The sequence below is a fragment of the Marinobacter albus genome, from assembly GCF_030238305.1.
Lineage (GTDB): Bacteria > Pseudomonadota > Gammaproteobacteria > Pseudomonadales > Oleiphilaceae > Marinobacter > Marinobacter albus.
This window is the reverse complement of the sequence record NZ_JASSQD010000001.1, coordinates 744,295-766,773: the sequence shown is the minus strand read 5'-3', so window position 1 is coordinate 766,773 and position 22,479 is coordinate 744,295. Positions and strand designations below refer to the sequence as shown.

At 57.3% G+C, this 22,479-nt stretch carries 18 protein-coding genes and 1 tRNA gene; 11 read left to right on the top strand and 8 right to left on the bottom strand.

The genetic code is table 11. The annotated features are described in order from the left end of the window. The first annotated feature begins 92 nt into the window (after window positions 1–92). Window positions 93–1,511 carry a S41 family peptidase gene (locus QQF73_RS03500; protein ID WP_219866819.1) on the top strand — a complete coding sequence of 473 codons (1,419 nt, stop codon included), beginning with the start codon at window positions 93–95 and terminating at the stop codon, window positions 1,509–1,511. Between the two features lie 41 nt (window positions 1,512–1,552). After that, window positions 1,553–2,335, top strand: coding sequence for a divergent polysaccharide deacetylase family protein (locus QQF73_RS03495; protein WP_285368279.1), 783 nt, complete (start codon window positions 1,553–1,555; stop codon window positions 2,333–2,335). Here QQF73_RS03495 and hisF read toward each other — a convergent pair. The 5 genes from hisF to QQF73_RS03470 form a co-directional block, all read right to left on the bottom strand. Next, window positions 2,332–3,105 carry an imidazole glycerol phosphate synthase subunit HisF gene (gene hisF / locus QQF73_RS03490; RefSeq protein ID WP_219866821.1) on the bottom strand — a complete coding sequence of 258 codons (774 nt, stop codon included), beginning with the start codon at window positions 3,103–3,105 and terminating at the stop codon, window positions 2,332–2,334. The two genes, QQF73_RS03495 and hisF, sit on opposite strands and share 4 nt — an antisense overlap. 10 nt (window positions 3,106–3,115) lie before the next feature. Next, window positions 3,116–3,853 (bottom strand): 1-(5-phosphoribosyl)-5-[(5-phosphoribosylamino)methylideneamino]imidazole-4-carboxamide isomerase, encoded by a 738-nt coding sequence (gene hisA, locus QQF73_RS03485; protein WP_218635489.1) that lies wholly within the window; start codon window positions 3,851–3,853, stop codon window positions 3,116–3,118. Window positions 3,854–3,891: 38 nt separating this feature from the next. Next, a complete protein-coding gene (hisH, locus tag QQF73_RS03480; RefSeq protein WP_219866822.1) occupies window positions 3,892–4,530 on the bottom strand; it encodes an imidazole glycerol phosphate synthase subunit HisH in 639 nt (212 codons plus the stop codon). Between the two features lie 30 nt (window positions 4,531–4,560). After that, a complete protein-coding gene (hisB, locus tag QQF73_RS03475) occupies window positions 4,561–5,154 on the bottom strand; it encodes an imidazoleglycerol-phosphate dehydratase HisB (RefSeq protein ID WP_007153401.1) in 594 nt (197 codons plus the stop codon). A gap of 117 nt (window positions 5,155–5,271) precedes the next feature. Beyond that, on the bottom strand, window positions 5,272–5,733 hold the full coding sequence (locus tag QQF73_RS03470; RefSeq protein ID WP_285367231.1) for an SRPBCC family protein: 462 nt from the start codon (window positions 5,731–5,733) through the stop codon (window positions 5,272–5,274). Between the two features lie 190 nt (window positions 5,734–5,923). Here QQF73_RS03470 and QQF73_RS03465 point away from each other — a divergent pair, with 190 nt between their 5' ends. From QQF73_RS03465 to QQF73_RS03425, 9 genes are all read left to right on the top strand, one after another. Continuing rightward, the gene (locus QQF73_RS03465; RefSeq protein ID WP_219866825.1) at window positions 5,924–8,128 is read left to right on the top strand and encodes an AsmA family protein; all 2,205 of its coding nucleotides are present in this window, start codon (window positions 5,924–5,926) and stop codon (window positions 8,126–8,128) included. Beyond that, window positions 8,128–9,192, top strand: coding sequence for an A/G-specific adenine glycosylase (gene mutY / locus QQF73_RS03460; protein WP_285367229.1), 1,065 nt, complete (start codon window positions 8,128–8,130; stop codon window positions 9,190–9,192). Before QQF73_RS03465 ends, mutY begins: the two co-directional genes overlap by 1 nt. A gap of 72 nt (window positions 9,193–9,264) precedes the next feature. Continuing rightward, on the top strand, window positions 9,265–9,537 hold the full coding sequence (locus QQF73_RS03455; protein ID WP_219866827.1) for an oxidative damage protection protein: 273 nt from the start codon (window positions 9,265–9,267) through the stop codon (window positions 9,535–9,537). A 121-nt stretch (window positions 9,538–9,658) separates the two neighbouring features. Beyond that, window positions 9,659–9,734 (top strand) — tRNA-Phe (locus QQF73_RS03450). 341 nt (window positions 9,735–10,075) lie between these two features. Continuing rightward, a complete protein-coding gene (locus QQF73_RS03445) occupies window positions 10,076–11,167 on the top strand; it encodes a tyrosine-type recombinase/integrase (protein ID WP_285367226.1) in 1,092 nt (363 codons plus the stop codon). An 11-nt stretch (window positions 11,168–11,178) separates the two neighbouring features. Further along, window positions 11,179–12,156 carry a hypothetical protein gene (locus tag QQF73_RS03440; RefSeq protein WP_285367223.1) on the top strand — a complete coding sequence of 326 codons (978 nt, stop codon included), beginning with the start codon at window positions 11,179–11,181 and terminating at the stop codon, window positions 12,154–12,156. A 463-nt stretch (window positions 12,157–12,619) separates the two neighbouring features. Next, the gene (locus QQF73_RS03435; RefSeq protein ID WP_285367221.1) at window positions 12,620–12,886 is read left to right on the top strand and encodes a hypothetical protein; all 267 of its coding nucleotides are present in this window, start codon (window positions 12,620–12,622) and stop codon (window positions 12,884–12,886) included. Further along, window positions 12,883–15,120, top strand: coding sequence for a primase/helicase family protein (locus QQF73_RS03430; protein ID WP_285367219.1), 2,238 nt, complete (start codon window positions 12,883–12,885; stop codon window positions 15,118–15,120). Before QQF73_RS03435 ends, QQF73_RS03430 begins: the two co-directional genes overlap by 4 nt. Then, a complete protein-coding gene (locus QQF73_RS03425) occupies window positions 15,120–15,437 on the top strand; it encodes a hypothetical protein (RefSeq protein WP_285367218.1) in 318 nt (105 codons plus the stop codon). The genes QQF73_RS03430 and QQF73_RS03425 overlap by 1 nt, the downstream gene beginning before the upstream one ends. An 89-nt stretch (window positions 15,438–15,526) precedes the next feature. Here QQF73_RS03425 and QQF73_RS03420 read toward each other — a convergent pair whose 3' ends face one another. From QQF73_RS03420 to QQF73_RS03410, 3 genes are all read right to left on the bottom strand, one after another. Beyond that, window positions 15,527–16,960: a restriction endonuclease subunit S gene (locus QQF73_RS03420; protein WP_285367217.1), complete on the bottom strand. Its 1,434-nt coding sequence runs from the start codon at window positions 16,958–16,960 to the stop codon at window positions 15,527–15,529. Further along, window positions 16,960–18,579, bottom strand: a complete 1,620-nt coding sequence (locus QQF73_RS03415) for a class I SAM-dependent DNA methyltransferase (protein WP_285367216.1) — start codon at window positions 18,577–18,579, stop codon at window positions 16,960–16,962. Before QQF73_RS03415 ends, QQF73_RS03420 begins: the two co-directional genes overlap by 1 nt. A gap of 869 nt (window positions 18,580–19,448) precedes the next feature. Continuing rightward, window positions 19,449–22,430 carry a glycosyltransferase family A protein gene (locus QQF73_RS03410; RefSeq protein ID WP_285368278.1) on the bottom strand — a complete coding sequence of 994 codons (2,982 nt, stop codon included), beginning with the start codon at window positions 22,428–22,430 and terminating at the stop codon, window positions 19,449–19,451. Window positions 22,431–22,479 lie beyond the last annotated feature (49 nt).

Here is a 22,479-nt window from a genome sequence, read left to right as displayed (position 1 = left end):
GGCAGGAGGGCTGACAAACGCCCCAGCTAACGCCATACTGTCTGAAATCAGGGAAACCAGTCCAACTATCGGAATAAAAACGGGATAAGTGAATGAAACGGGTCAGAAGTCCACTCCACGTCTTTCCTTTGCGCGCCATTGCTCTCGCCACCTGTTTCAGCACTGCCTCCGGACTGGCACTCGCTCAGGATGAAGCCCAGGGCCAACAGCTGCTCGAAGGCATCCAGGACGGCGAACGCGTCGAGATCACCCTGCCGGATCCGGAAAAACAGCTCCCTCTGGATGACCTGCGTAAATTCACCGAGGTTTTCAGCCGCATCAAGGACGCCTATGTGGAAGAGGTGGATGATCGCCAGCTACTGGAAAGCGCGATAAAGGGCATGCTGTCCGACCTGGACCCCCACTCTACCTACCTCGCCCCCAAGGATTACGAAGAGCTGGAGGAAAGCACCTCCGGTGAGTTCGGCGGTCTCGGCATCGAAGTCGGAATGGAAAACGGCTTCGTTAAAGTAATTGCGCCGATTGATGACACGCCGGCCCAGAAAGCCGGCGTCCAGGCCGGCGACCTGATCATCAAGCTCGATGAAAAACCGGTCAAGGGCATGAGCCTGGAAGAAGCGGTTCAGCTTATGCGCGGCAAACCGGGCACCATCCTCACCCTGACCATCATGCGTGAAAGCGAAAGCGCCCCCATTGAGATCAAGGTGGAGCGCGATGTCATCAAGGTCACCAGTGTAAAATCCCGGATGCTCGACAACGGCTACGGCTACGTCCGCATCACCCAGTTCCAGGCAGACACCGGCAGCCAGTTCCTGAAGGCGCTCGGCTCACTCGAGGATGACCATGGCAGCGGCCTCGACGGTCTGGTCATTGATCTGCGCAACAATCCCGGCGGCGTTCTCCAGGCGGCCGTGGAAACCGCCGATGCCTTGCTCGATGAAGGCCTGATCGTCTACACCGAAGGCCGCATCCAGAGCTCACGCCTGCGCTTCAGCGCCAAGGCCGGCGATGTGATGGCAGACACGCCGATTGTGGTCCTGATCAACGGTGGCTCAGCCTCCGCCTCGGAGATTCTGGCCGGCGCACTCCAGGATCACCAGCGCGCAGTCATCATGGGCATGCAGTCCTTCGGCAAGGGCAGCGTCCAGACCGTGATCCCGCTGGACGAGAACCACGCCATCAAGATGACCACCGCCCGCTATTACACACCGGACGGTCGGTCCATCCAGGCCACGGGCATCAAGCCGGATATCGAGGTTCGTCCGGCAGAGCTGAAGGAACTGGACAGCCAGCCGTTCTTCACCGAAGCGGACCTGAGCGGGCACCTTGAAGGCCAGAATGAGGGCGACCAGCCGGCGAAGGACAATGAGTCCGAGGACTCCACAACGGCTTCACTGACGGACCGGGACTACCAGCTGCGCTCAGCCCTGAACCTGCTCAAGGGTATGCACATCCTTAACCGCAAGAGTAATGGTAAGGCCGCATCAGAGGGACAGGACTCCGCGCAGTGAGGTTGTTGCGTTTTTCCATCCTGGCGGCAGCGCTGACTGCCCTGCCCGTTGCCGGGTCCGAACCGGACAAGGAGACTGCGGGCAGTTCCGTGCTGCCGACCATTGCCATCATTATTGATGACATGGGGCACAACCTTCAGGAAGGCGAGCGCCTGGCCCAGATGGACCAGCCTCTAACCCTGGCGTTCCTGCCGTACCGGCGCTACACGGTTCCACTGGCCAAGCTGGCCCACAGGCGGCACAAGGAAATCATGCTGCACGCGCCCATGGCCAATACCCGAAATTTTGAGCTTGGGCCCGGCGGCCTGACCTCCGACATGGATGAAAAGCGCATCGCTACCACACTGCGGCGGGCACTTCAGTCGATTCCCTACGTTCAGGGCGTAAACAACCACATGGGCAGCCTGATGACCCAGAAGCTTCAAACCATGGACTGGGTCATGCAGGAGCTGAGGCAGTACCCAATCTATTTCGTTGACAGCCGGACCATAGCGTCGTCCGTAGCGGGCGATGTTGCCCGCGCCTACCAGATCCCCAGCCTGAGCCGGGACGTTTTTCTCGACCACGAACAGACTGAGGAATTCGTTGATCGGCAGTTCAAGCTGCTGATCAAACGCGCGCGGGAAAACGGCAGCGCCATCGGCATCGGGCATCCGCATAAAGTGACCGTGGATTACCTGGAGAAGCATCTGCCGGAGCTGGACGCCCAGGGTGTGGCCATAGCGACCGTCAGTGGACTCTGGGCCATTCGCAACGGCAATCGGGAAATGTTCGTGGAAGGGGAAAAGCAGGCCATAAGGCCTGCCTACGCCAGGAAGCCCTAGTCCCGGACTTCGATACCCTGGCTTTTCATGAAAGCCTTGGCTTCGGGGATGGTGTGCTGACCGAAGTGGAAGATGGACGCCGCCAGCACCGCATCGGCCCCCCCTTCGGTAACGCCATCGGCCAGGTGCTGCAGCTCTCCGACGCCGCCGGATGCAATCACCGGAACAATCACCGCATCACTGATGGCACGGGTCAGCCCCAGATCAAAACCGATCTTGGTGCCGTCGCGGTCCATACTCGTCAGTAGCAACTCGCCGGCACCCATCTCGACCATCTTCCGGGCCCATTCCACGGCATCCAGCCCGGTGGGCTTGCGGCCGCCGTGGGTAAAGATTTCCCAGCGTGGCTCTTCACCTTCGGCGCTGACCTGCTTGGCGTCGATGGCCACCACGATGCACTGGCTCCCAAAACGCTCGGCGGCCTCATGCACGAATTCGGGATTGAACACGGCGGCGGTGTTGATGGAGACCTTATCGGCACCGGCATTCAGCAGCTTGCGGATATCATCCACAGTCCGCACACCGCCACCCACGGTCAACGGAATAAAAACCTCCGCTGCCATGCGCTCGACCGTCTCGTAGGTAGTGTCGCGACTCTCGTGACTGGCCGTGATGTCCAGGAAGGTTATCTCGTCGGCGCCCTGCTCGTTGTAGCGGCGCGCCACTTCGACCGGATCGCCGGCGTCCCGGATATCAACGAAGTTGACGCCCTTGACCACGCGGCCTTTGTCGACATCGAGACACGGGATAATGCGTTTTGCCAGACCCATGATTGCTCCCTTACGCTTTGAGGCCGTCGCAGAAGGCCTGCGCTTCAGCAACGTCCAACGTACCTTCGTAGATGGCACGACCGGTAATGGCACCGAGAATGCCCTTGTCCGCGACGGTTGCCAGACGCTTCAGGTCATCCATGTTGGTGACACCGCCGGAGGCGATCACCGGGATGCCGCCCTCTTCGGCCAGCGCGGCGGTGGCTTCGACATTCACGCCCTGCATCATGCCGTCGCGGCTGATGTCGGTGTAAACGATTGACTCGACGCCGTCATTGGCAAAACGTTTCGCCAGGTCGGTCGCCATCACTTCGGACACTTCTGCCCAGCCGTCGGTGGCCACGCGACCATCCTTGGCATCCAGACCCACAATGATGTGGCCGGGGAAGCGCTTGCACATCTCGGTCACGAACTCCGGCTCCTTGACCGCCTTGGTGCCAATGATCACCCACTGCACGCCGGCCTTGAGGTAGGCTTCGATGGTTTCGGCTGAACGGATCCCCCCACCGATCTGGATCGGCAGGTCGGGGTACTTGCGGGCAATGGCCTGCACGATTTCACCGTTAACAGGCTCACCGGCGAAGGCACCATTGAGATCCACCAGATGCAGACGGCGGGCACCGGCTTCCACCCAGCGGGTGGCCATATCAACGGGGTCATCACCGAACACGGTGGAGTCGTCCATCCGGCCCTGACGCAGGCGCACACACTTTCCGTCTTTGAGATCAATGGCAGGGATAATCAGCATAAAGCAATGTCCGTGTTAATCGTTCAGACGCTCCGGCGTTACTTGCCGGACCAGTCAACAAAGTTTTTCAGCAGCTGCAGGCCGGCCCGGGCGCTCTTCTCCGGGTGGAACTGGACCGCAAAAATATTGTCGCGGGCAACGGCCGCCGCAAGGTCCACACCATAGTGGCTGCGCCCGGCAATGTCGGCATTGCCCTCGGCTTCAGCGTAATAGCTGTGAACAAAGTAGAAGCGGTCACCGTCGGGGATGTTGTGCCACATGGGATGATCGACGGTTTGCTGCACCTCGTTCCAGCCCATGTGCGGCACTTTCAGTCGCTCGCCGTTTTCGACAAGGTGGTCGCCGAAATAACGAACCTGCGAAGGGAACAGGTTGATGCAGTCCACCCCGCCGTTTTCCTCGCTGCGGGACATCAGGGCCTGCATGCCCACACAGATTCCGAGAAACGGACGGTCCCGGGAGACTTCCCGCACCAGCGTGTCCACTTCCAGCCGACGGATTTCGTGCATGCAGTCACGGATGGCGCCGACGCCGGGCAGGATGACGTGGTCCGCCTCGCGGATCTGGTCTGCGTTGTCGGTAACCAGCACCCTGACGTCCGGCGCCACGTGCTCCACCGCCTTACGGGCCGAGTGCAGGTTCCCCATGCCGTAATCGATAATGGCAACGGTCTTCATATGGAATTCGGTGTCCTGTTCGGTGACGTGTTACAGGGAGCCTTTGGTGGAGGGCGTGATGCCCGCCATCCGCTCGTCCATTTCGATCGCCATGCGCAGGGCACGACCGAAGGCCTTGAAGACGGTCTCGATCTGGTGGTGGGTGTTCTTGCCCTTCAGGTTATCGATGTGCAGCGTCACCATGGAATGATTCACGAAGCCATGAAAGAACTCTTCGAACAGGTCGACGTCGAAGCCACCGACAGCCCCGCGGGTGTAGGGCACATCCATCATCAGGCCCGGACGGCCAGACAGATCGATGACCACACGCGACAGCGCCTCATCCAGCGGCACATAGGCGTGGCCGTAGCGACGGATGCCTTTCTTGTCACCAACGGCCTGCTTGAACGCCTGCCCCAGGGTAATACCGATGTCTTCCACGGTGTGGTGATCATCGATATGCAGGTCACCTTTGGAAACGATGTTCAGATCCACCAGCCCGTGGCGGGCAATCTGGTCCATCATGTGTTCGAGGAAAGGGACGCCAGTGTCAAAACTGGACTTGCCGGTGCCGTCGAGATCAATCTCAACGGTAATCTGGGTTTCGAGGGTATTTCGTTCTACCCGAGCCTTACGTTCGGCCATGGGGACTCCGTAGCAATTGGGCGGCACGTGACCGCAAACTTTCGATTGGCGGATTATACCTTTTATGCCCGCCGGAGTCCCACAACCGGTTCAACTGACTCGATAGCCTGAAACGGGTCAGACCGCCTTTTTCAGGTTACTCATGTAGGTATCCACGAGGCTGTTGAACTCGTGCTTGATGACCGGACTGATTGCCAGCTTCAGCAGACTGGGCAGCGGCACCGTAAGCTCGGCGCTGGTCTGGAATTTCACGGCGGTCACGTTGTCGCCCTTGGCCTTGATGGTCCAGGAACCTCGCACCACACCATTACCCTCACCTTTCACCGGCTCCCAGGTGATGCGACCGGCTTCCTTGTCTGCGTGGTATTTGCAGGCATAGATGGACTGGATGGCGTGCTTGTCCACGCCGACCTTCTCCATCTCCCAGCGGTAGGCATTGTCTCCCAGGTCGGTCAGCTTGTGGACCTTCGGGAAATGACTGGCAGAGCTTGGCACATCGGCCAATAAATCAAAGACTTCATCGTAGCCACCCGGAATTTCGAGGTCCCGGTTCAGCTCAATCGATACGGTAATAGCCACAGCCAACTCCTTCTTATGTTTATTTGCATCAATGTAGTCGGAATAATAAGGATGTGTATTTTGGCTCAACACTACAGCATTGTCATACTCCCCCGCTGTTAATTTATTAACCCTGCGTTATCCTTGGGCTAATTAGCGTCAGGATTCACTTCGAATCCCAACAAGCTCTCCGGAAAAGGATGCCTCACCCATGAAAGCTGTTCGTTATCTGCTGATCGCGGTTATTGCACTGATACTGCTGGCCGTGGTGGCAGTCGCCGTTGCGATGGCAGTGATCAACCCCAACGATTACAAACCCCAGATTGAGCAGGCTGTCGAAAAACAGACCAACCTCGACCTCGTCCTGGAAGGCGATATCGGATGGTCGTTTATTCCCCTCGGCCTCGAACTGAACAATGTTCAGGCCAACCTGGAGGGCAACCGGTTTGTGGCCCTGGAGCAGATGGTGGCTCAGCTCGATTTCTGGTCCCTGATTTCCATGTCACCCCAGGTCGATACATTTGTCCTGAGCGGACTGGAAGCGAATCTCGAGGTGAATGAACAAGGCCAAGGCAACTGGACCCGGATCATGCCGGAACCTGCTGAAAGCGATGCAGAAGGCGAGTCGCAGACCGCTCAAGCCGAGCTGGAGCAGCAGCCAGAGCCAGCCGGAGAAGAAACCGGCGGAGAGCCACTGAACTTCAATGTTGATAACGTCGAGATTTCCAATGCCCAGGTGCATTACACCGACAAAAGCACCGGCCAGTCCGTCACACTTGAAAACTTCAACGTGAACGCCAGCCAGATTACCCTGGGCTCCGAATTTCCGTTGGACATCAGCTTCCGGGTCGAGACCGCCAAACCCCAATTTGAGGTCGATGGCAGCATCAGTGCCCGGCTCGCCGCTAATGAGGCGCTTAATGACTTTGCCGTCTCCGGCCTGAAAGCGGTGTTCGACATGAACGGCGAACCCTTTGGTGGCAAATCGGTTACCGCGGAACTGACCGGCTCCGCCCAGGCCAACCTTGAGAACGAAACCGCAACCCTGAGCGAGTTCACCGCCAGTTTCGCTAACCTCTCGATGACCACGGATCTGGACGTCAAAGGCTTTGGTGACAAGCCTGCCCTCAGCGGTTCGATCAATGTCGAGGAGTTCTCTCTGAAGGATCTGCTTAACCAGTTGGGGCAACCTGCCGTACCCACCAGCGATCCGGACGTACTCAACGCCCTGGCCTTTTCCACCAAGGTGGGTGGCGAGCCCGGCAAAGTCGCCTTGTCGGACCTGACGCTCATACTCGACGACACCACGTTCGCCGGGACTGGCAGCTACAACCTCACCAACAGCGCCATCGTGTTCAACCTCCAGGGCGACAAGTTGAATGCGGACCGCTATCTGCCCCCGAAATCCGAAGACGATGCCAAAGCGGGCGAAAGCGACGCTGAGTCAGAGGACCAAACAGCATCAGCCAAGGCAGCACAGAGCGCTCCGGAAAGCGACCTGCTGCCGCTTGAAACCCTGCGCACCCTGCTGCTGGATATCGATTTCGGTCTGGCCGAGCTCATTGTCAGTAACCTGACCATCAATGAGATCAAAGCCAGCACAACGGCCAAAGATGGTCTCATCAAGGTCGACGAGTTCAGCGGCAAACTCTACGAGGGCAGCTTCGGTGCCAACGTCTCCCTGGACGCCCGCAGCGATAATCCGAAATGGAAGATCGGCTCCGACGTCAAAAACGTCCAGACCCTGCCGCTGCTCACTGACCTGGCCGAGGTGGACATGCTCTCTGGCGGCGCCAACCTGAAGGTCAATGTGACCACGACAGGCAACCGCGTCTCGGTATTGCGCGAGAAGGCGGATGGGCAGATCAGCTTCAACCTGGCCGAAGGCCAGTTCCGCAATATGAACCTGACCCGCATGGCCTGCCAGGGCATTGCGATCGCCAACCAGGAAGACCTGAGCACGACTGACTGGGGTACAACAACACCCTTCAACGATATGCGCGGCACCCTGGACATCAACGGCAACATCCTGAAGAACACCGACCTTGTGGCTGCGCTCGCCGGCATGAAGCTCGAGGGCGACGGCACCATCGACCTGAAGCAGACCACGCTCGACTACGAGGCGGGCCTGCGGATTGTGGGCGAGATCCACCGCGATGAAGCCTGCCGGGTAACCGAGTACGTTGAGAACGTGGTGATTCCTGTAGAGTGCCGGGGTAATTTCTCCGAGGATCCCGCTGGCTTGTGCTCGTTCGATGGTTCGCGCTTCCGTGACACCCTGAAAACCATCGCCTCCAACGCAGCCAAGGCCAAGGCCAGGGAAGAAGTAGACCGCGCTACCGATAAAGCAGAAAAGAAGATTCAGGAAAAGCTTGAGGAAGAACTTGGCGACAAACTCAAAGGTCTGTTCAAGTAATGGCAGACCGTTTCGCCGACAATCTGCTTGAGTGGTACGACCAGCACGGCAGGCACGACCTGCCGTGGCACACGAACCAGAATGCCTACCGGGTCTGGGTGTCTGAAATTATGCTTCAGCAGACCCAGGTAACCACGGTGATCCCCTACTTCAACGCTTTCATGGAACGATTTCCCGACGTTCGCGCCCTGGCCGATGCGCCGGTGGATGACGTTCTCAGCCACTGGTCTGGCCTTGGCTACTACGCCCGGGCGCGCAACCTGCAGAAAGCCGCCAAAACTGTCGTGGAAGAGTTCGGCGGCGAATTCCCGGACAGCCAGGAGGAACTGGAAACACTGACTGGCGTTGGTCGCTCCACCGCCGCCGCTATCGTGGCGCAAGCCTTTGGCAAACGCGCCGCGATTCTGGACGGTAACGTCAAGCGCGTGCTGGCGCGCTATCACGCGGTGCCGGGCTGGCCGGGGCAGACCGCTGTTCTGAAACAGCTCTGGCAGTACGCCGAAGAACACACGCCTGACGCACGGGTACGGGACTACACCCAGGCGATCATGGATCTGGGGGCCATGGTGTGCACCCGCACCCGTCCCAACTGCGACGCTTGCCCTCTTCAGCAGGGCTGCGCCGCATACCTCAGGGGCGAGGCCACATTGTATCCCGGCTCCAAGCCCAAGAAAGCCAAGCCCGAAAAGACAACCTGGATGCTGATTCTTGAGGACGACGCAGGCCGGATCCTGCTGGAACGCCGGCCGCCCAGCGGAATCTGGGGAGGCCTGTGGAGTCTGCCCGAGCTCGACCCGGCCATAGGGGCGGATGAGCTGCAGGAAGCCTGTGAACGCCGACTGGGGGTGCAATGCAGCGACCCTGACCTGATCAGCGGCTTTCGCCACACCTTCAGCCACTACCATCTGCACATCCAGCCCGCCAGACTGACCGTGTCGGGAGATCAAGGCGTGGCCGATGACGACCGACTTCGCTGGCTGCATCGGGATGAAGCCCTGACTCTGGGCCTGCCGGCCCCCATTCGTACGCTACTGACCGCACCCGAGCAGACTGCCCTGCTCTGAGGCCGATCAGCGCAACCGCCGCGCCCGATCTGTTATCATGCCGCGGGATTCAATTCGCCAACAGGAGCCAACATGAGCCGCACTGTTTTCTGCCGCAAATACCAGAAAGAGCTCGACGGTCTGGATTTCCCCCCCATGCCCGGCAAGAAGGGCCAGGAACTCTTCGACACCATCTCGAAGCAGGCCTGGGAGGAATGGCAGGCACAGCAGACCATGCTGATCAACGAAAAACACCTGAGCCTGATGGACCCGAATACCAGGAAGTACCTGCAGGCGCAAATGGAACATTTCTTCGACAACGAGCCTTTCGACCAAGCCGAAGGCTACGTTCCACCAGAGCAGTAAAGCCCGGCTGATCAAAGCCTGATCAACCCTGAAAAGATTCGGAAAATTTTCCGGCGCAGCCTTGACTCAAAACATCGAAACCGGTTTAATAGCGCCCCGTTGCACAGCAGTAGCGCAACATGCCCGGATAGCTCAGTTGGTAGAGCAGGGGATTGAAAATCCCCGTGTCGGTGGTTCGATTCCGCCTCCGGGCACCAACGAATTCAATGACTTAGCCCGCTTTTTAGCGGGCTTTGTTGTTTCTGGATCACCCCATGGGACACTCATGGGACACCAATTCACAAAACTCCCCATCAAACGACCCATATTCGTTGGCCAATGAGCCTGTAGGCCAAAGCTGCCTCGACACCGCCTGATCCGCCGGTCATCCCCGACAAACGTCACCGAGCACGTCGCATCAACGTCCCCTCTTGCCTTCACGAAAGACTGCGAAGTACGCTAGGACGTAACAGTTTGTAACAACGCAAGCGAGCCAGTCGAACATGGACGTTAAACCGCGGCTCCCCCCAGCACATGACGGCTACACGAGGCCACTCACATGGCAGCCTTTGAAAAGCGCATCAGCAAAGACGGCAAGATCACCCACCGCGTAAAAATCCGCCTGCACGGACGTTCCCCCGTGTCGGCCACCTTCGCCAGGCTTACCGACGCCAAACGTTGGGCCGTTCAAACTGAAGCAGCCATCCGCGAAGGGCGGCATTTCCAATCCTCCGCTGGAAAAGGCAAGACCCTGGGCGAAGCCATTGACCGCTACATCCGTGACATATTGCCAGGCCTCAAGGACCAAGCTCATCGCCACACCCATCTGCAATGGTGGAAAGAAAAAGGTGGTGATACCGCTCTTCTGAATGTTACGGCACCACTGCTAACGGAATGGCGGGACGACCTGAAATCAACACCCTACCTTGCAGGAAAATCACGCAAGCCAAGGTCCGAGGCGACCGTGAACCGTTACCTGGCATCCCTCAGTCCCGTGCTCGAAGCAGCTTCCGAAGAATGGGGCTGGATTCAAGACAACCCATGCAGGAAGATCCGTCGAGGCCGGGAAGCCAAAGGCCGAACCCAGTTCCTGTCAGACAACGAGCGCACACGTTTGCTGGAAGCCTGCACACAGGCGAAGGATACCCCGGAACTACTCATCATTGTTCTTCTCGCCATCACCACGGGCGGGCGAAAAGGTGAAATCGTTGGCTTGCGCTGGCGGGACGTAGACCTAAAACGCCGCCGCATTACGTTTGTGGATACCAAGAACGGAGATTCGCGAACGGTCCCTCTTGCGGGCCCAGCATTCACGGCCCTGCAAGACTGGGCAAAGATCCGCCCCATCGACGATACCTCACTCGTATTTCCCGGCCGTACCGAGAAAACGCAAGACAAGCCTCTGGACTTCCAACGCTCGTGGCAGACAGCCCTTCAGCGCGCCCAACTTAACGACTTCAGATTCCACGACCTCCGCCATACAGCCGCCAGCTACCTGGCCATGAACGGCGCAGGTCTTCGAGAAATAGCCGACCTACTCGGCCACAAAACCTTGGCGATGGTGCAACGCTACAGCCACCTGACCCAAGATCACAAAGCATCGGTTGTTGAACGAATGGCCGATGCCATCTTCGGGACCTCAAGCCAATAAAGGTGCAATTAATGCAGTACCGACTCCTGACGATTGAAGAAGCCTCCGACCGCGCCTCCGAAAAGATGAAAACAGCCTGCTCACCGGCAAGGATTATTGAATGGATATTGCGGGAGCTACTCCCGATATCAGTGCACGTGGTCTATAACGCCCACGCTCGACCTGCCCGCCTCGTGTCACGCGGTAATGCAAAAATATGGCTGGCCCCACTGTGTAAAACTGACGGAGGCCCTCTTTGCTTGCTAACCGACCGCAATCTCAGTCCAGCCACAGCTGCATCCATCAGACAGCAGATCACCGACCAAGGACCATCTCAGATTGACCTGATCAACTTGCCTGGCTGGGAAAAGCCCGAATTCGACGCGACGCTTGCCGCAGCAGACTTTGACGGCCACCTTGTCCCTGAGCTCAACTCAGTTTTGGAATCGAACAAAAGGGACCTACAACAGATCGAGGGTATCTGGGATCTATCCTTGACGGGTGCAGGCCGAAACCTCCTGAAAAACGAACTTCTCCGCATCAACGGGAAGCCAGGCAAGGGCGCACCCGAATCATCTTCCTTGTGGATATCGAATCCAGATTCCAGACAGTGGATGGAGCTTTGTCATAGACCTGAAGGCACACGCTATCCGGGCGACAATCCACGGAGTTACTGCCCGGCAAGCTCGCTTCCAGAGGATGCCCTTCTGGGTATCCGGGAAACGGAGTTGGACCGAGTTGTCGAGCAGAATATGGCGCGACAGTCGATCGAAAAGCACCCTACCCCCCAAGTCGTATCCGGACTGAAAAAGAAAATAGTGTCATTAGAAAAAATGGTCGATGTCGCGGTACAGAAAGCCTATGGCCCCGAGCCCGAAGCAAAGCGAAACCCGGTGACAGGCGGAAACGCAGGTTCCCTTGCCGCCGATATGCAACAAGCCGGCTTAGACATCCATCCCGATACCGTCCGCTCCCATTTAGAAGCCGCGAGGAAACATCGGAAAGCCTAAAGTGAACGCTGGACAGTTAACCTGCTTGGCCTATTCTCTGACCTTAATTGGCCATCAGAGTGGGGACTATTGAGACGACAGCGTTCCAGCAATACTGCGTTTTGCCATGATCTGGTGGTCTGCTTGACGACCAGATTGTGGCAACGTTATCTACTGCGCCCCACTCGGCGTAGCCGTATCGAAAGAGCTCCAATTGGCCTGCCCGGGCTCTTTGCCCTTTCAACCAGCATTGCCTGAATTTCCGCGTTGCTGTGCGTCACGCCCAGAAAACCCTTCCGAACCATGCCTAACCGTTGAAGTAGGAATAGGTAGTCACACAACCACAAGCCCCGTGCCATCCCACAACCACCTACAACCTAACCGAATTCGGTTAAGTCATACCTGACTTCGGCCAAGCCCCTTCATTTCGCTGGTGTACTGCTATCGACGCCTGACAACAGGCAATTACAGAGAGGCAGTAAACATGAAAGAACTCAACGTCCAGCAAGCAGATCATCAATCTAGCGAAATCCGTTCCCATCACAACGCAACTCTCATGAACCTCACGCAGTTGTGCGAGGCCGAACCGGCACTCACCATCGGCGGTGTGCGGCACCTGCTGTTCACCAAGGGGCACGACCTACCCGGGGTTTACCGCTTCGGCCGAAAGCTGCTCTTCGACCGTGCGGAGTTCATGGAGGGCATCAAGCAGGGTTACGCGGCGCAGATCGGCGGGAGGGGCGAAGTATGAACACCTCGGACACTTCCCCACAGGATCAGAGCCTCGATAGCCATCCCTACCTTGTCCGCAAGCAAATTGATCCACAGGCTATGCGGGAACTTGGCTGCTGGGCCGAAAACATCGATCTGCCCATCTATGATGATGACAACCGGGTATGCGCACAGTGGCGTGGAAGCGCCCTGTTCCGACCGTTGTTCGACACCAACGGCGATTCCTGCGGACAGGAACGCATCCTGGCCGAGAAGGTCCGGCAGCGCCCGGACGCAAAACCCAACGACAAGCTGGTCACCAGGGGCGGGAAAGTCGCGGGCACGTTCACGCCAATCGGCTTCAGCATTAGTGAACTCGGTTCACTAACCGGGCGCCTGATTGTGTGTGCCGGCGTGGCCGATGGATACCGCTTGCACGAAGCCACCACACTCCCCGTCGCCTGTGGTGTCGGCGAAGCCAACATCCCCGGAAACGTGCGAGCCATCAGGGAAAAGAACCCGAATCTGAAGCTGGTTGTCGCCGTCGATAACGACACGGCTGGCAAGAGCGCGGGCATTAAGAGCGGATGCTCGTGGACCTGCCCACAAAGCGCAAAGGACTGGAGCGACGTCTACCAAGCAGACGGATCTGAAGCAGTACTTGCTGAATACCAGGAAGGGCTGCTTCCGCCTGAAGAACCACCTTCTTCAGCCCCTGCCCAGGAAGATGACAAGCAGCCCCAGACCGACAAGATCGTCGCCTTTGTCCGGGACAACTCTGAACTGTTCCACGATGACAACAAAACGGCGTATGTCCGGCAAGAAGCCACAGGAGAAGTCAGGGCCCTGGGTGGCAAGGCATTCTGCAACTGGCTGACAGCGGCGTTCTACGCCGAGTTCGGAAAGCCCATCCGGGATCAGGCGCTGCGTGAAGCACGAATGACCCTTGAAGGCATCGCGATGCAGGAGCATCGGCCCGTCTACACCCGGGTAGCGAGCGAGCAGGACAAGCACTGGATTGACCTCGCGGAACCAGGCCAGAACATGGCCGTCTGCCTGCAAGCTGGCGAATGGTCCATCGAAGAAGCCCCGGTTATGTTTTGCCGCTCGGACAGCACGGAGCCACTGCCACGCCCTACCCCTAGTGGCGATATTTCCACGCTTTGGAAAATCGCCAACATCCCACCCGACAAGCATCTTTTGGTGATCTCCTGGCTGATCGAGTGCCTGCGTTCCAGCACCCCGTTCCCGATCCTGGAGCTGATCGGGGAACAGGGCTCCGCCAAATCAACCACCCAGACATCCCTGCGAAGAATCATCGACCCTAACGCCAGTGATTTGCGCGCCCTGCCCAGAAATACCGACGACCTGTTCGTGTCCAGCGCAACGAACCACGTGATCAGCCTGGAGAACGTGAGTTACCTGCCGGACACGCTCCAGGATGCCATGTGCCAGATTTCCACTGGCGCAGGTTACAGCAAGCGCAAGTTATACAGCGACAGCGATGAGGTCGTGCTGAAAATCAAGCGCCCGATCATCCTGAACGGGATTGCGGCCACGGTCACACAACAGGACGCCTTATCACGAGCATTGAGCATTGAACTCCCACTGATCACCAACGCCTGTCTTCATGATGAGCTACACGCCAACTTTGAGCGGAACCGCGCCCAGATCCTTGGCGGACTGTTGGATATCGCAGCGATGGCCCTGCAGTACCTGCCCGATAGCTTTTTACCCCCCGACCAACGCCCCCGCCTGCTCGACTTCGCCTACCTGGGAATGGCAGTCGCCAAAGCCATGGAATTGCCAGAGGAGATGTTCATGGAGCAGTTCAACGCGGCCCGTGAAGATGCACTGGAAAGAACCCTTGATGGAAGCCCCGTGGCGCTGGCGATTCTTGCTTGGATTGAGCTGAACCCAGGACGGGTTCAGGACCTCCCGGCCAAACAGTGGTTCACCATTCTCGAAGATTTTCGCCCGAGGCAAAGCGACGCCTGGCCCCGAACCCCGAAGGGTCTGGGTGACAGCCTGAGACGCACAGCCCCAGCGCTTCGGCAACTGGGAATTGAGTGTAAATGCTTGGGAAAAATCGGATCCAACGTGCAGTGGCGAATAGGCCAAAAAAAGTTATCGGATCCAAGTCGTCCAAGTCTTGAAGTCGTCCGGCGGCTCCGTCACGAAGACGACATCAAGACTTTGGCGACATCACCATCGCAATCTTCTTCGGCTGACGAACCGATCGCAGGTTCACAGGCAGATAAGGTGGTGTTCTGATGGGCGCACTCAACTACCTGACCAAGCAGGGCTTGACTGCCGAGCTGATCATGGGCAGCAAGATCGCCGTTGGACCTGCGGAAGTCATTACTCCTGACCTGGCGGACTGGATTGTTCAGCACAAGCCCGACCTGCTGGAAGAACTGCAGCGGGAACAGGAACCGCAACTGACCCCGTGGACCGTCATGATGGACGGCAAGGAGTTCGCAACTTTGCTAAGCCCCTGCACGGCCGAGGAAGACGTTCTACGCGGCCTAAAGGAGCGCTGGCCGAGAAGATCTCTGACTGCAAACCCATGGACACGGGAGCCGTCATAGGCTCTCCTGGGCCTGTAGCGTTGCCGGTCGACGATACACACCCAGCCCCGCCTTCATGACGTCAGACTGCTGTGTCACGACCCGGAACCTCATGCCGAAGCCTTGGCCTTTCGTGTCCGCTTCGGCTTTACCACCTTCGCCCGCTCGGCCTTGACGCGTTCCAGCAACGCCTCTGCGCTGTTCTCGCCGCTGATCAGATCCGGGTTGTCCTTGCGCCACTGCTCGGTCAGCTCGCCCCGGAAGGCTTTAGCTAGGATGGACTGGGTAAGGTTGTTGACGCGAGCCAGGGCGCTATTGACCTGCTGTTCGATGCGGTCGGCATGGGCGAAGAGTTGGTCTACACGGCGGACGATTTCAGTTTGTTCTTCTACTGGTGGAACCCGCAGCGGATACGTCTTTAGCGCCTTACCAGTGAGATGCTTAATAGTTGTTCCTGTAAAGAGCTGGTCAAGGACCAAACTGTCAGCGTCATGCTTCAGATTCAGGGCAAGCCATTCTGGTATAAGGGCCTTTGAAACCCGGGCGCGATGAAGCGCCTTCTGAAAAACCATCTGCCCTTCAAGGCGAGAATCCCAGATTGCACATCTACCCGGCTCTCCTCCTTCACAAATCAGGACATCGCCGGGCCGAATCGCAAGCTCACTTCGCTCCGTTTCCGATACCAAGATTTCCTGAACGTCAGTTAGATTGAAGTCAAACCATCTTACATTGATATTGCCAAGGTACTTGGTGGGAATACCGGAATTTTTGGCTTTATCGAGCATCTTGCCCAACCGACTCTCAACCAACTCAGGGTAACGTTTCACTTCCCAAGTTACTGGAACCGGTGGCCACTTCCAGTCTTCCGCACTTTCATGACCATACGAATCAGAATTCGACCGCCACTCCTCCGTCAACCGCCCACTCACCGCCGCAGCCAGCACGGACTGGCGGAAGCGCTTCAGGATCTGGGGAATGCGTTCGAGGCGGGTTTTGGTGTTTTCCACCTGGGCCAGCAGGGTGTCGAGTTTGTCAGCGATGACTTCTTGTTCGGCGAGGGGGGGCAACGGTATAAGAAGCTCATTCAAGGTCTTCGACGAAAGGTGCTTGACCGTGGTTGAAGATGTATTCAAATTGACTGCTTCTAAATACCCCGGCAGGACTCGATAGAAAAAACGTTTCTCGTAGTTTCGCGAGATAACATCCAAACGGCAGACACGCTGATTCAGCAGGGCCGGCTTTGATTGCCACCATGCTAAATTAAAATCACCATCCATACCCACAACAATATCGTCGGGATTGACCCAGTAACCGTTGGGGATAGCCCCCGAGTAGTATGTTTTAGTATCACCGGGCAGAACATCTCGAATACGGATTAGCCTTTCACCTTCGCCTTGAACGTTGAAATCAGCCGACTTGAAAGCAAAGCCATTCTTTACATCGGAAATAAGAGACAGAGGGAGCCTCTGCCATGTACTGTGGATTTCAAGAAGGCCGTTGATATTTTGTTCAACAACATGTTGGGGCGTTGAGTTAAAAGCCATTACTTAACCTCACCCATCACTTCCTGCAAAAGCACTCGCGTCCCATCAGCTTCCTCTTCAGCCCCCAACTCCCGCATCAATGCGTCCAGCTCACCCAGCGCCTGAACCAGCTCACCCATGGCCTCACCCGCCAGCACACTTGGCTCCGGCAAGTTGGCCGCATCCACACTGTCACTGTCTTTCAGCCAGGAGATGTCCAGCGAGTCGCCCTTGTGTTCGGCAATCCACTGACGGCTGAAACAACGCCAACGGCTGTGGGCGAGGCGTGGGTCTACACCCTCGTTCTCGTCGGATTCTTCCGGCAACTCGATGTCTTCGGCGTGGAAACTGTACTCGCCTTCTTCGCGTTCGCTCAGGCCGTTGGGATCATCGCCATAAACAGCTTCAAACGGCTTCAGGTGAGCGTCACCGAAGGGTGTGCGTTTGCCGAAGCTGGGCATGTTGGTGCGCAGGTCGTACACCCAGACGTTCTCGGTGCAGTTCTCTTCCTGGTGCTTGTCCGCAGCGCTGCCCTTGGTGAAAAACAGCACGTTGGTTTTCACGCCCTGGGCGTAGAAGATGCCGGTGGGCAGGCGCAGGATGGTGTGCAGGTTGCATTTGTTCATCAGGTCCCGACGCACATCAGTGCCAACCCCGGCTTCAAACAGTACGTTATCCGGCAGTACCACGGCCGCCCGGCCTCCGGGCTTCAGGTTGCGGTAGATGTGTTGCAGGAACGCCAACTGCTTGTTGCTGGTTCTGTAGGTGAGGTCATCCCGGGTGATGCTGGCGTCACCGCCCTTGCTGGTGCCGAACGGCGGATTGGCTAGGATTACATCCGCTTTGGCCAGGCTCGCACCAGCCTGACCCAGCGCGTTGCCCAGATGCACCACGCCTTCCTCATCGCCTTCCATGCCGTGCAGCAGGCAGTTCATGAGGGCCAAGCGGCGGGTTCCGGGCACCAGCTCAATGCCCACAAAGGCCTTGTTACGCTGAAATGCCTGCTGCTGAGCATTAAGGTCGAACAGATCGTCCGTCTGCTCCTTGATGTACTGGTCGGCCGCAATCAGGAAGCCTGCCGTACCCGCTGCTGGGTCCTGAATCACTTCACCAGGCTGGGGCTTCAGGCAACGCACCATAGAGTTGATCAACGCCCGGGGCGTGAAATACTGACCGGCCCCGGATTTGGTTTCGTTGGCGTTCTTTTCAAGCAGGCCTTCGTACAGATCCCCCAGACCGTCCTGCTGCACACTGAACCAATCGATCTGATCCAGAGCCACGACCATTTGCCGAAGGTGGCTGGGCTCCCGCAGGCGGGTCTGTGCGTCCGCGTAGATGGCACTAATCAAAGGATCTTCGTGGATCACGTTGCCTTCACCGTCCTTGCCCGTGGACAGGGTCAGGAGGATGCGCTTGTAGTCGTTCAGCAGGTTGATGCCATCCTTATCCTTCAAGTCTGCCCAGCGGCAACCTTCCGGCAGCGGATGCTTCTTGAGCGTGCCGGCCTCGGTGCTTTCATGAACCATCTTGATGAACAGCAACAGCACCAGCTCGGTGACGTAATCCGAGTAGTTGATGCCGTCGTCCCGAAGGACATCACAGAGGTTCCAGAGTTTTTGAACGATGTCGTTATTGGTCATGCGTAAACCTTGAAATTAGTCTTGCCCTGCCATTCGAAAGCTGGCTTTATGATGCCGGCAATTGTTATTTCGGACATACAGAGGGGCCAATCATTTTGCATTTTAAAAGGGGCAAACGCGAGGCCGGTTTTCTTTATCCGAAAGACGGGAGGCATGATCGTTCTCCAGCAAGGAATGGGAAAAGTTGAGCAGCTGGTATCTGATCGGTAACGGTGATGGAAGCGCCGCGCCGCGGGCTGGCGACAAAGTCGTCCGCTTTAACCAACAATCAATAAACCCGGCCTGGGACCTGAACATCTGCAACGGCAGAACCGTGGGGGCCAGTAAAAGATTTGTGGTGAGCGGCACGCAGCCCGCGGAAGGGTTTTCTGAGTTGCTGGAGGACACTGCACGGCAACTAAGCCCTGACCTGGTTGCTTGGCCCTCCACAGGGCTGGTCACACTCGTGGCGTTCGTTCAGCTCCGCCTCCCCGTGGAGTTAAGCCGTATGAACCTACTGCCCTCCATTGCTCGACCGAAAAATCTTGGCGCGCGGATTCCACTGGCTTGCACCTATCATAACTGGCTGGGTGAGCGCAGAGTCGCTTTGCCCATCGCACACCCCCTCGACTGGCCCGGTTTCTGGTTGCACGCTCCTGACTCCTCTGGGGATGCATCCATAAATCCTTATCCCTTGCTGGCGTCGCTGACCAGCCTTGATCGCGAAGCTGGTAGACGTGTGGTTTCAGAACTGGACAGAGTTCCAACTGAGCAGTGGTTGAAGCACGCCTGCCCAGAGCGGATTCGGGAAGCGGAGCCCCTCTTCTTCCTGTCTAGGTCGCAAACGACAACCCCGAACTGGTGGCTTTATGACGGATGCGCGTCCCTGTCTATGTCCCGCATTCTTCGTCGACTGGCGTGGGTTCAGCAAGTTCTTTGGCAATCGGATTAGCCAGTATTTCCGGAATCAATTCGGCTTGATGGGCTTTGTGGCTGGCACTGTAGGGTGCCCGCTCATGCCAGTATGCGTAGCCAGTATCCAGGAAGGCTGGGTTCTCAGCCAACTCCGACATTGGGAGCATGGTGGCGTAATCGGTCGCACAGTCAAACCAGTCACCTCCCGGCCTTTTGAAGTACCGCTCCGGCACCTTTTGGAACAGGGACTTTCTGAAACCCCTCAAATGGGCCCAGGTGTTACCTGCCCCCTGCTTACGAGGCTGACGGTAATCGGGTTGGTATAGCTTCAAAGGCTTGTCAGGCCGATACATAGGCATCTGGATAAGATCGCTACCCCGACTCCTCGCAACGAGCAGTTGAGCCACCACGTCGTCCCGCATCAGAAAATCATCCTGATCCAGAACAACGATTAGCGAGTCCGCTCTCGCACAGATCTCGTGGATTGCCAGCAGGAAGTTTGGCATCCGGCCCTTTCGCTGTGCGTGTCGCACCAGGGTATAGCGACCTTCAAAGTCGCTGAGCATCATCGGGTAGTACCACGTTTTCTGAAACCCACTGGCGTCGTCAATAAGAATGACCCCGAAGGACTGGTCGGTTTGTCGAGCCAGAGAATCCAGGCAACGATGCAATTTTTGGGCAGGCGTACAACGGCCCTTGAGCAGGAATATGACCGGCTCTCCCCGCTCCGGGTATTGCCATTCCGGTTCGACAACCAAATCGAATTGCTCTTCCTGATGAGCCGGTAAGATCCCTTGAGCAATCAGGTCCCGGATGACGCCAGAGCGAAGGGCGGGCTTATCAGTATTCTGGGGGTGAACGTAGAACGAGGCGGGATCGCCACCACGAACGCAGGTGCAGCACTCATTGGATCGCTGGTACTGTTGGATGGCGCGATGCCAAGTCAATTTGAAACGGCCATTCTCAACCGGGTTGTTAATGGGCAGGTGCTCCTTGACACCCTGAAGATCTAGCAGACCGAAGCGGACTTCCGGAGCGAACTGACCCGGCTCGCCGAAATACTCCAAAAAAAGATCTGTCCACTTTGGAATGTTGAACCCCACGCCAACAACGTTTTTCGGGCGGATAGCGTCGAGCATGTCGGCGAGGAAATCGTGGTTCCAGCTTTTCCGACCCACAAGAGCATCGCAGTCACACTGCAAAACATAAGGGGTATCGAGCACGGAGAAAGCCCATATCTGAGGATAGAGAGGGGCATTCTTAGTCGTGTGGGTCTGCACCACCTCACGACTGTTGAACCACTGGTCATAGACTTCCTGAATGGTCGTGGTGTCAGCGGGAGGTATGAGGTATCCATCGACTATGCCTGCCTTTTTGAGCTGTTCCGTTTGCTCGATTAATGATGGCAGGTCCGGCTCCGCATACTGCCGTAGGAAAGGACCCGGGTGATCATCAATCAAAACAAGTATTTGTGCGAAGCTAGCAGGGTATGCCAGTTGATGGACAATGTGGGAAACCTGCTCGAAGAAGCCCTGGGCATCTTGCGCACAGGCTTTGATTAACAGCGTAACCTGATCGTATCTTTTCGCTGGCAGCGGCGGGTACTGTCCCACCATGGGCCTGGAGTGCAGGTCCTCCATAAGCTCCCGATAAAAGTCGCTGAAGCCTGGCAATTGCCCCAGTGATTCGTCCTGGGTTCTCCAGGACAGCCTGCGAACCAGCTCCTCGTCGTCATTGCCCAGCACCCCAATGGAGTAGAGCCTGGCGGCCATATCGAGGAAGAGGCTGGTCGACAGCCCACAAATGTCTTTTCCAATATCGATGTAGAGGAGATTGCCTTCGTTATCGAGGCGCAGGTTGTCCCTTTTGATATTGAGGGCACAGATTCGGGACCGGTAAAGACCCTGCAAGAAACTTGAAAGCGTTTCTTTGGGCATGTGCGTACCCACCGGTCGGCTCTCCAGCCTGGGAGTCCGGTACTGCCACACGCCATTGGCCTTGATCCAGGTGACTTCTGGAATTGAACATGGAGCGTTGGCGAGAAGCTGATCCAGACGTTCCACATCTTCATCCGGCATTGCCCAGGGGTAGAACTCCTTCACGAGTTGTTCGCCCTGCCACCAAACAATGCCCTCCATACCATAGCCCACGATATGGAACGGCCCTTTCTTCAGGCGATTCAACCTTTCCAGAAAGTAGGCAAGGCGCTGGCGTTGATCATGCCAGACCCCGGTCGACCGGTTCGCCGAGGTATCCGTTCCCCCGAGTTTATATATGCAGTAGAGCGAATCAGAAACCGCACACACTTTCCCGGGATATTTGATGATCAGATTACACAGCAGCCAGTGATCTTCGGCGCTGCGGGTATTGGGGTAACGCAACCCCAGCCGGTTTTTCAGAACAAGGTTGCAAGACGGCAACTCGCGTTCCTGCTCGCCCGAGGAAAAACGCTTCACATAGGCCGTCAGATGATCGAGATCGAATAATTCTTCTGCATTGGCTCGATTCACCCAAGGCAGGATTTCCTCACCCTGTCGCAGCGCGTTGCTCCCGACAACGGCGACTGCCTCTGGGACTCTCGGTGCCTCAAGAAGGGCTTCAAGGCTGTGGTTATCCACAAACTCGTCGTCTGCATCAAGACGGGCCACCCACTCAATGGAGGGCTGCCTGTCGGCCCAATCGAGCAATTGGTTTCGCGCTCTTGCGGGCGAACCGCATTCCGCAGACAGCTCCGTGACGGCCGGATCAGTGAGCAGGTCACGTACATGGACTTGCCACCGTGCATCGGACTGATCGTCCAAAACGACAACTTGCGCCATTCCCCGTTTGACGAGGCTCTGATTGAGCGCGCTTGATAAGGCTCTGCGCAACTCCCCCGCCTGATTTTTATGGGCGATGGCTATCAGGATGGGGGCAACCCGGTATTGTTCTGAGCAGCGCTTCAACAACCGAAGCATTCGGTCTGAAAGCACTGTTGAATAGCTTGGGGGGGCTGTGGGATGAAAA

What these genes read in the sequence shown, in the direction of transcription:
- QQF73_RS03500 (WP_219866819.1), top strand. Translation starts at nt 93, where the DNA reads ATGAAACGGGTCAGAAGTCCACTCCACGTCTTTCCTTTGCGCGCCATT.
- hisF (WP_219866821.1), bottom strand. Translation starts at nt 3,105, where the DNA reads ATGGGTCTGGCAAAACGCATTATCCCGTGTCTCGATGTCGACAAAGGC.
- hisA (WP_218635489.1), bottom strand. Translation starts at nt 3,853, where the DNA reads ATGCTGATTATCCCTGCCATTGATCTCAAAGACGGAAAGTGTGTGCGC.
- hisH (WP_219866822.1), bottom strand. Translation starts at nt 4,530, where the DNA reads ATGAAGACCGTTGCCATTATCGATTACGGCATGGGGAACCTGCACTCG.
- hisB (WP_007153401.1), bottom strand. Translation starts at nt 5,154, where the DNA reads ATGGCCGAACGTAAGGCTCGGGTAGAACGAAATACCCTCGAAACCCAG.
- QQF73_RS03465 (WP_219866825.1), top strand. Translation starts at nt 5,924, where the DNA reads ATGAAAGCTGTTCGTTATCTGCTGATCGCGGTTATTGCACTGATACTG.
- mutY (WP_285367229.1), top strand. Translation starts at nt 8,128, where the DNA reads ATGGCAGACCGTTTCGCCGACAATCTGCTTGAGTGGTACGACCAGCAC.
- QQF73_RS03455 (WP_219866827.1), top strand. Translation starts at nt 9,265, where the DNA reads ATGAGCCGCACTGTTTTCTGCCGCAAATACCAGAAAGAGCTCGACGGT.
- QQF73_RS03445 (WP_285367226.1), top strand. Translation starts at nt 10,076, where the DNA reads ATGGCAGCCTTTGAAAAGCGCATCAGCAAAGACGGCAAGATCACCCAC.
- QQF73_RS03440 (WP_285367223.1), top strand. Translation starts at nt 11,179, where the DNA reads ATGCAGTACCGACTCCTGACGATTGAAGAAGCCTCCGACCGCGCCTCC.
- QQF73_RS03435 (WP_285367221.1), top strand. Translation starts at nt 12,620, where the DNA reads ATGAAAGAACTCAACGTCCAGCAAGCAGATCATCAATCTAGCGAAATC.
- QQF73_RS03430 (WP_285367219.1), top strand. Translation starts at nt 12,883, where the DNA reads ATGAACACCTCGGACACTTCCCCACAGGATCAGAGCCTCGATAGCCAT.
- QQF73_RS03425 (WP_285367218.1), top strand. Translation starts at nt 15,120, where the DNA reads ATGGGCGCACTCAACTACCTGACCAAGCAGGGCTTGACTGCCGAGCTG.
- QQF73_RS03420 (WP_285367217.1), bottom strand. Translation starts at nt 16,960, where the DNA reads ATGGCTTTTAACTCAACGCCCCAACATGTTGTTGAACAAAATATCAAC.
- QQF73_RS03415 (WP_285367216.1), bottom strand. Translation starts at nt 18,579, where the DNA reads ATGACCAATAACGACATCGTTCAAAAACTCTGGAACCTCTGTGATGTC.
- QQF73_RS03410 (WP_285368278.1), bottom strand. Translation starts at nt 22,430, where the DNA reads ATGCTTCGGTTGTTGAAGCGCTGCTCAGAACAATACCGGGTTGCCCCC.